Annotated in this window: 8 protein-coding genes, 1 tRNA gene and 1 riboswitch; of the genes, 4 read left to right on the top strand and 5 right to left on the bottom strand. The window is 73.1% G+C overall.

Features of this window, described 5'->3' with window-relative positions; genetic code table 11:
- Positions 1-257: 257 nt before the first annotated feature.
- From AC4IHM_RS17770 to AC4IHM_RS17755, 4 genes are all read left to right on the top strand, one after another.
- Positions 258-1,682: an NsdA family TPR-like regulatory protein gene (locus AC4IHM_RS17770; protein WP_490868003.1), complete on the top strand. Its 1,425-nt coding sequence runs from the start codon at positions 258-260 to the stop codon at positions 1,680-1,682.
- 74 nt (positions 1,683-1,756) lie between these two features.
- Positions 1,757-3,001, top strand: a complete 1,245-nt coding sequence (lhgO, locus tag AC4IHM_RS17765; RefSeq protein WP_490868002.1) for an L-2-hydroxyglutarate oxidase — start codon at positions 1,757-1,759, stop codon at positions 2,999-3,001.
- Between the two features lie 591 nt (positions 3,002-3,592).
- Positions 3,593-4,447, top strand: coding sequence for a tRNA (guanosine(46)-N7)-methyltransferase TrmB (gene trmB / locus AC4IHM_RS17760; protein WP_490868001.1), 855 nt, complete (start codon positions 3,593-3,595; stop codon positions 4,445-4,447).
- Positions 4,448-4,457: 10 nt separating this feature from the next.
- Entirely contained in the window at positions 4,458-5,795 is a 1,338-nt protein-coding gene (locus AC4IHM_RS17755) for a PrsW family intramembrane metalloprotease (RefSeq protein ID WP_490868000.1), read from the top strand.
- 34 nt (positions 5,796-5,829) lie between these two features.
- On the opposite strand, the gene AC4IHM_RS17750 is transcribed toward AC4IHM_RS17755, so the two are convergent.
- The 5 genes from AC4IHM_RS17750 to AC4IHM_RS17730 all read right to left on the bottom strand — a co-directional run bounded on the left by AC4IHM_RS17750 (position 5,830) and on the right by AC4IHM_RS17730 (position 11,027).
- Positions 5,830-6,774: an aldo/keto reductase gene (locus AC4IHM_RS17750; protein WP_490867999.1), complete on the bottom strand. Its 945-nt coding sequence runs from the start codon at positions 6,772-6,774 to the stop codon at positions 5,830-5,832.
- 147 nt (positions 6,775-6,921) lie between these two features.
- Positions 6,922-7,956, bottom strand: a complete 1,035-nt coding sequence (locus tag AC4IHM_RS17745) for a M23 family metallopeptidase (RefSeq protein WP_490867998.1) — start codon at positions 7,954-7,956, stop codon at positions 6,922-6,924.
- Between the two features lie 10 nt (positions 7,957-7,966).
- A riboswitch (cyclic di-AMP (ydaO/yuaA leader) is annotated at positions 7,967-8,124 on the bottom strand.
- A 193-nt stretch (positions 8,125-8,317) separates the two neighbouring features.
- Positions 8,318-9,568, bottom strand: coding sequence for a PP2C family protein-serine/threonine phosphatase (locus AC4IHM_RS17740; protein WP_490867997.1), 1,251 nt, complete (start codon positions 9,566-9,568; stop codon positions 8,318-8,320).
- Positions 9,569-9,767: 199 nt separating this feature from the next.
- Positions 9,768-9,841: transfer RNA gene (locus AC4IHM_RS17735), tRNA-Met, on the bottom strand.
- Positions 9,842-9,857: 16 nt separating this feature from the next.
- Positions 9,858-11,027 carry a dihydrofolate reductase family protein gene (locus AC4IHM_RS17730; protein ID WP_490867996.1) on the bottom strand — a complete coding sequence of 390 codons (1,170 nt, stop codon included), beginning with the start codon at positions 11,025-11,027 and terminating at the stop codon, positions 9,858-9,860.
- Between the last annotated feature and the right edge of the window lie 243 nt (positions 11,028-11,270).

Raw genomic sequence — 11,270 nt, 5'->3', positions numbered from 1 at the left:
CAGTACAGCGGGCCGACCCACGCACCGACCATGGAACCGCTCCCCCCGTGGCCGGAGAAGAGCGCACGGACGGGCGCACGGCCACACAACGGGAGCACGCGGCAACGGACCGTGCAGGCGCCGCACTTCAGTACGGACCACAATCCCGCCATCCGGAACAATGCCTCTTAACGCCTGGGATGCGGCGAACTACGCTGGGTTTACGAATGCCGCGTGGTTATGCCAGCGCGGCAGCCGTCTGTGTCGAGGGGTGGCGCATGTCCAGGGAGCAACGCGGGCCGAACGAAAAACTCGGCGCCGTTCTCGCCCTCGCGGGAATCAGCAACGCAGGACTCGCCCGGCGGGTCAACGACCTCGGCGCCCAACGCGGGTTGACGCTTCGCTACGACAAGACGTCGGTGGCGCGCTGGGTGTCGAAGGGAATGGTGCCGCAGGGTGCGGCCCCGCATCTCATCGCCGCCGCCATCGGCCAGAAGCTCGGCCGCCCGGTGCCGCTCCACGAGATCGGCCTGGCGGACGCGGATCCCGCCCCCGAAGTGGGCCTCGCCTTCCCCCGCGACGTCGGCCAGGCGGTCAGGTCCGCCACCGAGCTGTACCGCCTCGACCTCGCCGGACGCCGGGCCGGCACCGGCGGCATCTGGCAGTCGCTCGCCGGGTCGTTCGCGGTCAGCGCGTACGCGACGCCCGCCTCCCGATGGCTGATAACCCCGGCCGACAGTTCGGTGGCGCGTGACGTGAGCCCGGCCGAGGGCTCCGGCGCACCGCTCAAAGTCGGCCACAGTGATGTGCAGAAGCTGCGGGAGGCCGCAGGGGACGCCCGGCGCTGGGACTCCAAGTACGGGGGCGGCGACTGGCGTTCGTCGATGGTCCCCGAGTGCCTGCGGGTCGAGGCGGCCCCGCTGCTCCTCGGCTCCTACTCCGACGAGGTCGGCCGCGCCCTGTTCGGCGCCTCGGCCGAACTGACCCGTTTGGCCGGCTGGATGGCCTTCGACACCGGCCAGCAGGAGGCGGCCCAGCGGTACTACATCCAGGCCCTGCGCCTGGCCCGCGCGGCGGCCGACGTCCCGCTGGGCGGCTACGTCCTCGCCTCGATGTCCTTGCAGGCCACCTACCGCGGTTTCGGCGACGAGGGCGTCGACCTCGCCCAGGCCGCGCTGGAACGCAACCGGGGGCTGGCCACGGCCCGCACCATGAGCTTCTTCCGCCTGGTCGAGGCCCGTGCACACGCGCGCGCGGGCGACGCGGTGGCGGCCGGCGCGGCCCTGAAGGCCGCCGAGAGCTGGCTGGAGCGGGCCCGGCCGGGCGACAGCGACCCGATCTGGCTGGGTTTCTACTCCTACGACCGGTTCGCCGCCGACGCGGCCGAGTGCTACCGCGACCTGAAGGCACCACGCCAGGTCCGCCGCTTCACCGAGCAGGCCCTGTCGAAACCGACGGAGGAGTTCGTACGCTCGCACGGCCTCAGACTCGTCGTGTCGGCGGTGGCCGAACTGGAGTCGGGCAACCTGGACGCGGCCTGCGAGCAGGGTGTGCGGGCGGTCGAGGTGGCCGGCCGCATCTCCTCGGCCCGCACCACCGAGTACGTCAAGGACCTCCTCCACCGCCTGGAGCCGTACGGCGACGAGCCGCGCGTGGTGGAGCTGCGCGAGCGCGCCCGTCCGCTCCTGGTGACTCCGGCCTGATCCACCGCCCCTCCCGGGTTTGAAGGCATTGTCAGTGGCGCAGTGCACTATCGAAGCCGGGAGGTGGACCGGAGATGGAACGAGTGCGGACCGCGAGCGCGCACGGCACCGCGCACCGCGTCGCGTACGACTGCGACGTGCTGGTGATCGGCGGCGGAATCGTCGGCCTGTCGACGGCGTATGCGATCACCCGCGCCGCACCGGGCACCCGGGTCACGGTCCTGGAGAAGGAACCGGGCCCGGCCCGGCACCAGACCGGCCGCAACAGCGGCGTCGTCCACAGCGGGGTCTACTACCGCCCCGGTTCGCTCAAGGCGCGCCACGCGGTGCGGGGCGCGGCCGAGATGGTCAAGTTCTGCGCGGAGTACGGCATCGCCCACGCCGTCACCGGCAAGCTGATCGTCGCCACCGACCGCGCCGAGCTGCCCCGGCTGCACGCGCTCGTGCAGCGCGGCCGGGAGAACGGCATTCCGGTGCGGGAGCTGGGCGCCGCGCAGATCCCGGAGTACGAGCCGGAGGTGCGCGGCCTCGCCGCCATACACGTCGGCACGACCGGCGTCTGCGACTACGTCGCCGTGGCCAGGCAACTGGGCGCGGCGTCCGGCGCGGAGATCCGCTACGGCGCGCGGGCCGGGCACATCGACCGGCGTCCGGGCCTCGGGGTCGCCGTCCGCACCCGCTCGGGGGACGTGCTGCGCGCCCGGGTCCTGGTCAACTGCGCGGGGCTGTACTGCGACACGATCGCCCGGATGACCGGGGACGACCCCGGCATGCGGGTCGTGCCCTTCCGGGGTGAGTACTACGAGCTGGCGCGTCCCGAGCTGGTGCGGGGCCTGGTGTATCCGGTGCCGGATCCGGCGTTCCCGTTCCTCGGGGTGCATCTGACCCGCGGTATCGACGGAAGCGTGCACCTCGGTCCGAACGCGGTGCCGGCGCTGGCCCGCGAGGGGTACGGCCGGGGTGTGGTGCGCCCCCGCGAGCTGGGCGCGACGCTCACCTGGCCGGGCTCGTGGCGGACGGCCCGGCGGCACTGGAGGTACGGGGCGGGCGAGCTGCGGCGGTCGCTGTCCAAGGGGGCGTTCACCGCGGCCGTGCGCAGGCTGCTGCCCGCCGTGGCGGAGGGGGACCTGGTGGCGTCGCCGGCCGGGGTGCGGGCGCAGGCGGTGCTGCCGGACGGGACGCTGGTGGACGACTTCCTGATCCGCGAGGGCGCCCACGCCGTACACGTCCTGAACGCCCCCTCGCCCGCGGCGACGGCCGCCCTCCCGATCGGCCGGGAGGTGGGCCGTAGAGCACTGGCCATGCTGGCGAAGACCTGACGCGCCCGGTCCGCCGGCGCGTCCAGCGGCGACGCCCCGGACGGCACCGGGACCGTCCGCCCCGAACGGGCACACCCCGCCTCGAACGGCGTGTCGGGGGCGAAGGACCTGACCGCGCGGGGCGGAACCGCTCCGCGCGCAGCCGTGCCGCGGGAAAGGCGTCCCGCACCGCGTCGAGCATCGGCACCGGTCCGCTATCCGAACAAAGATGCGATTCTCGTCGGGCTGCCGACCCGGCACCTCGACGCCAGGATCGCCGCCGTCCGCCGTCGCCGGGCCGCGGGCCTGCCCGGCTCGGTCGAAGGCGTCCTCCGGGCGCAGGTGCGGACCGCGATCGACAACCACCGCCGACAGCCACCGCGACGACCCGCATCTGCTGCGCGTCATGTTCGAGCAGGCGCCCCGCTCTCCCGAACTCATCGAGAAGATCTCCCGGCAGCAACGGGAACCGGTCGACCTCGTCGTCCACCAGCTGATCGCCGAGCCCGACCCCGTCGACGTCCCCGGTTCGAGAACGAACGGGTCGCCATGCTCCCGCGCTGTCTCACGGCGGCGTCGAAGGACGGCCACCACCCGTAAAATCGAGTCATTGTGTCTGACTCCCACCACACCCCCGAAGCCCCCCGGCCGCCGGCCGGCACCTCCGTGCGGCACAGCCGTGCCAAGGGCGAGCCCCGGTTCCCCGACGGGCCGAAGGCGGATCCCGCCGGGTCGCACTTCGAGCGGCGGATCCGCAGTTTCCAGCCCCGCCGCAGCCGGGTGACCGCCGGGCAGGCGGACGCGTTGCAGCGGCTGTGGCCCACGTGGGGGCTGGACATCGACGGGCAGCGGGTCATCGACCTCGGCGAGCTGTTCGGCGACGACCGCCCCGTCGTCCTGGAGATCGGCTTCGGCATGGGCGAGGCCACCGCCCGGATGGCCGCCGCCGACCCGGACACCAACATCCTCGCCGTGGACGTCCACACCCCCGGCCAGGGCAACCTGCTCGCTCTCGCGGACCGGAAGGGCCTGTCCAACATCCGGGTGGGCAACGGCGACGCGATCATCCTCCTGCGCGAGATGCTCGTCCCCGGCTCCCTGGCCGGACTGCGCGTCTACTTCCCCGACCCCTGGCCCAAGAAGCGCCACCACAAGCGCCGCCTGATCCAGCCGGAGTTCCTCACCCTGGCCGCGACCCGGCTGGCCCCGGGGGCCGTCCTGCACTGCGCCACCGACTGGGAGCCGTACGCCGAGCGGATGCTCGACGTGCTCACCGCACACCCCGGCTTCGAGAACACCGTGCCCGACGGCGGTTTCGCGCCGCGTCCCGCCCACCGGCCGCTGACCCGTTTCGAGGGCCAGGGACTGGAGAAGGGACATGTGGTGAACGACTTGCTCTTCCGCCGCGTACAGCACCCCGTACCGCACCGGTACGACCAGCACAAGGAGCAGCCTCCCACCGGTTAGGGTCCATGCCGTGGCCACCTGTCCCCCGTGTCCGACGTATCCGCCACATCAGCACTGGTGGCAGCGTGCCTGGGTGCGTCACGGCGCGCTGATCGCCCTGCTCGCGCTCTCCGGCCTGGTGATCCTCGCCCTGGTCCGCGAACAGACCGGCACCCGGGGGTTCCTGGTCGGACTCGGCCTCGCGGTGCTGCCCGTACCGCTGCTCATGGCCGCGTTCCGCTGGCTGGAGCGGGTGGACCCGGGGCCCTGGCGGAACCTGCTGTTCTGCTTCGCCTGGGGCGCCTGCGCTGCGGCGCTGATAGCGATCGTCGCCAACAGCTTCGCGACCCGGTGGATAGCGACCGCCACCGCCGATCCGGCCGGCGCGGACACCCTGGGGGCCACGGTCATCGCCCCGGTCGTCGAGGAGTCCGCCAAGGCCGCCGCCGTCCTCCTGGTCTTCCTCTTCCGCAGACGGGACTTCACCGGCGTCGTCGACGGCGTGGTCGTCGCCGGGGTCACCGCCACCGGCTTCGCCTTCACCGAGAACATCCTCTACCTGGGCACCGCCTTCGGCACCGACCAGCTCACCGGCGACAGCGGCATCACCTCCGTCACCGCGGCGACCTTCTTCGTCCGCATCGTGATGTCCCCGTTCGCGCATCCGCTCTTCACGGTGCTCACCGGCATCGGCTTCGGCGTCGCCGCGCTCTCGGCCGGCCGCCACCGGCTGCGCCGCGCCCTGCTCCCGCTGTCCGGCCTGCTGCTCGCGATGGGCATGCACGCCCTGTGGAACGGCTCGGCGGCATTCGGCGAGTACGGCTTCTTCGCCGTCTACGCGGCGTTCATGGTGCCGTCCTTCGGCCTGCTGACCTGGCTGGTGATCTGGACCCGGCAGCGCGAGCTGCGCACCGTGCGGGCCGAGCTGCCCGTCTACGTCCTGGCCGGTTGGCTGACGCCGGCGGAGCCGTACGCGCTCGGCTCGATGCGGGCCCGCCGCATCGCCCGGCAGCACGCCCGCCGGCACGCCGGGAAGAAGGCGGCACGGGAGGTGGCGCGGTACGAGGCGTGCGCCACCTCGCTGGCCTTCCTGCGGCGGCGCGGGCACCGGGGCGGGGCGGGCGCCGACTACGCCGTACGGGAGGGGGAACTGCTGGACGCCCTGTGGCGGCGGCGGGACGTGGCGCGCCCGGCCCTGGACTACGCGGCCCGAGCGACGGCACCGCCCCTGCCGCAGACGGCCGCACCACAGGCGGCCCACCCGCACGGGCCGTACCCGTCGTACGCGCCGCCGCAGTGGTCGTACGCGCCGTACGGGAGCACCCGCCCGGCGCCGTACGCCCCGTACTTCCCGCCCGACCGGCCGTAGCGCCCGCCCCGGCGCGGGCGGGCGCGGCGGTGGCTCAGGCCGAGGCCTCCGTCAGCTTCGCGACCTCGTCGTCCGTGAGACGCAGCTCCGCCACGCCGAGCAGCGCAGGCAGCTGCTCCACCGTGCGCGCGGACGCGATCGGCGCGACCACCGTCGGCTGCGCGGCCAGCCAGGCCAGGGCGACCGTGGCGACGGGGGCGTCGTGGGCCTCGGCGACCTCGTCCAGGGCGGCGAGCACGCGCCGGCCGCGCTCGGTCTCCAGGTGCTTCGCGGCACCGCCCGCCCGCGGGCTGTCGACGGCCGCGCCGGAGCGGTACTTGCCGGTGAGGAAGCCGGACGCGAGGGAGTAGTACGGCACGGCGGCCAGTCCCGCCCGCTCGGCGAGGTCGCGCAGCTCGCCCTCGTACGTGTCGCGTGAGACCAGGTTGTACTCGGGCTGGAGGGCGACGTACCGGGCGAGGCCCTCGCGCTCGGAGAACTCCAGGGACTGTGCGAGCCGTTCGGCGGAGATGTTGGAGGCGGCGATGTGCCGTACCTTGCCCGCCTTCACCAGCTCGTCGAGCGCGCCGATGATCTCCTCCACCGGTACCTCGGGCCTGTCGGCGTGGGTGTAGTAGAGGTCGATGTGGTCGGTGCCCAGGCGGCGCAGCGAGGCGTCGGCCGCCGCCTTGATGTTCGCGGCGGACAGGCCCTGGTAGTCGGGGTGCAGGCCGACCTTGGTGGCGACGACGACATCGCCGCGGTTGCCGCGGGAGGCGAGCCACTCGCCGATGACGGTCTCGGACTCGCCGCCGCTGTTGCCGTCGACCCAGGCGGAGTAGAGGTCGGCGCTGTCGACGAAGTTGCCGCCGGCCGCCGTGTAGGCGTCCAGGACGGCGAAGGACTGGTCCCGGTCGGCGGTCCAGCCGAAGACGTTGCCGCCGAGGGCGAGGGGGAAGATCTCCAGGTCGGAGGAGCCTAGCTTGCGCAGAGAAGTCATGTAACGCGTCAACAACCGCCCCGGATCCGATCATTCCGGGGACACGCGAAAATTCCGCGAACCGTGAACCGTGAACCGGCAGCCCTGACGTTCGGGGGGTTGCCGTCAGGACCGCCGGGGATCAGCGGGAGCGCGGAACGCCGCGGCTCAGGGAGCGAGGCCCTTGCTCTGCAGCCATGCCATCGGGTCGATGCCGGAGCCGCCGTCCGGGTGGACCTCCAGGTGGAGGTGGGCACCCGTGACATTGCCGGTGGCGCCGACGCGGCCGATGACATCACCGGTGGTGACCTGCTGGCCGACGCTGACGTTGATGGAGGACTGGTGGGCGTACCAGAGTTCGGTGCCGTCGTCGAGGGTGAGCACGGTCTTGTAGCCGTACGACCCGTCCCAGCCGGCCGACGTGATCGTGCCGCTGTGCACCGCCTTGAGCAGGGTGCCCGTGGGGGCGGCGAAGTCGAGGCCGGTGTGGTAGCCGGAGGACCAGTAGGCGCCGGCCTGGCCGAAGGTGGAGGAGATCGTGTACGCGGAGGTCGGCAGCGTGTACTCCTTGGCCAGCTGCGCGAGCCGCTCGGCCTCGGCCTTCTTCGCGGCCTCCTCCTCCGCCTTCTTCTTGGCGGCGGCGGCCTTGGCCTCGGCCTCCTTCTCCGCCTTGGCGGCGGCCTCCGTGGCCGTCTTCTCGGCGACGGCGACGGCCTGGGCGGCGGCCTTGGTCTCGACCTGGGCCTGCTGCTGCTCGGCCTGCGCCATGATCCGGGCCCGCAGCGTCTCACCGGCGTCGGTGGCGTCGGTGCCGTCCGCGGTGTCGGTGGCGGTCACGCCGATGCTGCTGAGCGGGGTGGCCGAGCCCTCCGGCTCCGGATCGTCGTCGGAGATGAGCGAGCCGACGTTCGGCAGGTCGGGGATGGAGATCGACACCGGCGGCTTGCCGGTCTGCGCGCTGGCCATGCCGCCCGCTCCGACAGCGGCTATGACACCGACACCGAGAACGGTGGAGCTGCGCGCGAGCCCGCCGCGCTGCTTGGCGACGCGGTGCCGGCCGCGCACCGGACGGATGGACTCCGCGGTGGGATTCCACTCTTCCCAGGGGCCCTCTTCGGTGCGGTGTCCGTCATGGCCGAAGGTGTCGGTGTCGTGCCCTCCGGGCACGAACGGGGCCTCTGGGGCAGGCCTGTTGGACGCCACGTGGGCGCACTCCTTTCCTTCCTTCCGCCTACCGGGTTAGCTGACGGGTTCGGAGCAGGAAGGTCTCCTACGCGCGTGTGCCGACCGTGTCTCCACGGCGCCATACGCCCGATTCACCCCAATGTGGTGGTTCCCCGGTTCCCTTGCGGGATTCGGCGTGTGCGCACGGAGCCGCCTTCTGTGACGGCTGGGACGACCGCGCTGCGTTATCGAACGTTAATAGACGCGGGGCTCGGATTCCAGCCGTTCCTCTTGATCATTAACAGAAACGTGCCACACGTACCCCCCATGACCGGTGAAAACCGGGCGAGTTGGCCCGGCGTGAGTATTCCCCGTCACGCCGTTTTCTTCTGACGGTACGTCAGTTGTTATGCGGAGGGAGTTCACTCCGTGACGGCTCGTGACGATGATCGGGATCGTCGCTCCCGGGGCGGCGTACGGCGAGCAGCGCCATGTCGTCCGTCATGCCGCCCCCGGAATGCAGGCGGACATCCTCGGCGAGGGTGTCGAGCAGCGTCATCGGATGACGGAAGACGCGGCCCGCCAGCCGCGTCTGCGGATCGTAGAACTCCCCCCGGGCGTTGCGGGCTTCCGACAGCCCGTCGGTGTACAGCAGCAGCGTGGCCCCGGCGGGGAAGGCGGCCTCCTCGGCCCGGTCGGGCCACACGCCCAGGTCGCCCATGCCCAGCGGCAGCGCCGACTCCCGGACCGGCAGCGGGCCCAGGGTGCCGTCGGCGTACAGCAGCAGGGGCGGCGGGTGGCCGCGGTTGACGACGCGGACGATCCCCTCGCCGTGCGGGAGTTCGACGAGGACGGCGGTGATGAACCCCTCGGCGGCGTCCAGTTCGTCGCGCCGGGTGTCCTCACGTGCCAGCGCCCGCTCCAGGCGCTGTGCCACCGCCTCCAGCGTCGCCTCCTGCTCGGCGGCCTCCCGGAAGGCGCCGATCACGACGGCGACGGCGGCGACCGCACCCATGCCCTTGCCCCGCACGTCCCCGACGATGAGCCGGACGCCGCGCGCGCTGTCCTGCACCGCGTACAGGTCGCCGCCGATGAAGGCGTCGGCCTGCGCGGCCTCGTAGCGGGCGGCGATCTCGAGACCGGCGATCCGCTCGGCGGGCTCGGGCAGCACGGCGTGCTGGGCGGCCTCGGCGATCTCACGGACCGAGACGAGGCGTTCGTCGGTGCGGCGGACCAGGCCGTTCACCAGGACGGCGAGGACGGCGACGGTCGCGATGGTGATCACCTGGGTGAGGGAGTCGACGTAGTGGAAGACGCCCTTGCCGAGCTGCAGGGCGATGACCGCGACGACCACCGTGGCACCGGTGATCGCCGTACCGCGGCGCGAGTAGACGGGGGCGGCGACCAGGGGTGCGGCGGTGTAGAAGGGGCCCGCGGTGATGTATCTCGGGGTGAACAGGTCGTACACGATGGCGACGACGACCAGCACCACGGGGAGCGCGCGGGCCAGGGCCCGCCCGTACGTGGACCGCCACGACCACGGTGGCCGGCCGGGCGGGCGGAGCCGCACCTCGTCGCCGGGGCCCGGGGCGGGCACGGGATCGCCGGGGAGTCCGCCGCCGGACCCGGCGTACGGTCCCTCGTCGTCCACGTCACCTGGCCGCACCACTCGTCTCCCGCCACCGCGCACGTCCACGCCGCTCGCCTGCCGTCCCGTACTCCAGGTTTGCCGCAGCGGGGCCGGGGGGCGAGCCGCGTGTGCCGATCGGATGACGCCGACTCCACGGGCGAAAGGGCCGGGAACGCACCGAGGGCCGGAATCCTCAAGGATTCCGGCCCTCGGCCTTCAGTAGCGGGGACAGGATTTGAACCTGCGACCTCTGGGTTATGAGCCCAGCGAGCTACCGAGCTGCTCCACCCCGCGCCGTTGTGTCTCCATTCTACGTCATCCCCGGGGTGGAATGCACATCCGTATCTCCCCGCCCCCCCAGATGGCGGTTCGGCGCCTTCGCCCGCTCCTCGAACTCCGGCAGTACGACGACGGCGGCGCCCCCGGCGGAGAGCACCCCGCCGCCGTCGGCCCCCGGCACGAAGGTGTCCGGCTCCCGCCAGGCGGTGACCACGCGGCGCACCCCGGCGTCGAGGATCAGCCGGGCGCAGGGGGCGGGCCGGGAGGCGCGGCGGGCGCAGGGCTCCAGGCTGCTGTACACGGTGGCGTCCGCGAGCCGGGCGTCGCGGGGATCGGTCTTCGCGAGCGCGGCCTCCTCGGCGTGCACGACCGGATCACCGCCCTCCCGCGAGTGCCCCCGCGCCAGCTCGCTCCCGTCGGCGGCGACCACGACCGCCCCCACGCTGAACGCCGTCCGCGAGGGCGGGCACAGCTCGGCCAGCTCGCAGGCGAGCGCCAGCCAGTGCCGGTCGGCCGCGGTCACCCGGCCACCGGTGCCGGGGGCGGTGGGCAGGTACCGGGTCAGCACCACGTCCTCGATGCGCCGCGACTCCACCAGCCGCAGCCGCCCGCGCTGGTAGGCGCCGGGTCCGAACAGCCGGGGCGCGTGCGGGTCCCCCACGAACAGCGGGGCGACGACGAGCTGGAGTTCGTCGGCGAGTTCCCGCTGCAACAGCTGGGTGTGGACGGTCCCGCCGCCCTCGACCATGAGCCGCCGTACGCCCCGCCGGTCGTGCAGGTACTCCAGCGCCGCGCGCCAGTCGAACGCGGCGCCGAGCGGCACGATGTCGGCGGCGATCCCCAGCGCGCGGGCCCGCCGGGCGCCGTCGTCCGCGGTCAGCAGCACCTTCTCACCGCCCGTGTGCCAGAACCGCGCCGCCGGGTCCAGCTCACCGCTGCCGCTGACGGTGACCTTGACCGGGTACGCCGCCTTGCCCGCCGCCACCCGCGCGGCCCGCCGCTCGGCGGAGTTCACCAGCAGCCGCGGATTGTCGGCCCGGATCGTGCCGGCGCCGACCAGGATCGCGTCGACGGACGCCCGCACCTCGTCGACCCGCTCGAAGTCGGCGGGACCGGACAGCAGCAGCCGGTCGGGACCGGTGTCGTCCAGGTAGCCGTCGAGGGAGACGGCGGCGGAGAGGAGGACGTGGGGCAGGGGCATGGGCGGCACTCCGGTGGGGCGTGGGACGGGCTGACCGGGGCGGGACGAGGCGCCACGGGCCCGTGACCGGCTCGCGGTGGCCGACACGGAACCGCCCTCGTCGGCACGCCGGCCATCCTGCCAGGCCGGCTCCGCGCACCGCGTACGGCGCTCTCCGCGTCTGTGACGAGCCGGTGACATTGGCGTCGCGTCGGCCGGTTGGCCGAACTCTCGTAGCAGCGACCGATCGCTGCTCGCGGCACA

The organism is Streptomyces sp. SL06, assembly GCF_058244745.1.
The sequence above is the reverse complement of the archived record's forward strand: the minus strand, read 5'-3'. Positions and strand labels throughout refer to the sequence as shown.

Excerpts from the sequence above, each read along its gene's own strand:
- AC4IHM_RS17750 (WP_490867999.1), bottom strand. The coding sequence starts at position 6,774 with ATGACTTCTCTGCGCAAGCTAGGCTCCTCCGACCTGGAGATCTTCCCC.
- lhgO (WP_490868002.1), top strand. The coding sequence starts at position 1,757 with ATGGAACGAGTGCGGACCGCGAGCGCGCACGGCACCGCGCACCGCGTC.
- AC4IHM_RS17770 (WP_490868003.1), top strand. The coding sequence starts at position 258 with ATGTCCAGGGAGCAACGCGGGCCGAACGAAAAACTCGGCGCCGTTCTC.
- AC4IHM_RS17730 (WP_490867996.1), bottom strand. The coding sequence starts at position 11,027 with ATGCCCCTGCCCCACGTCCTCCTCTCCGCCGCCGTCTCCCTCGACGGC.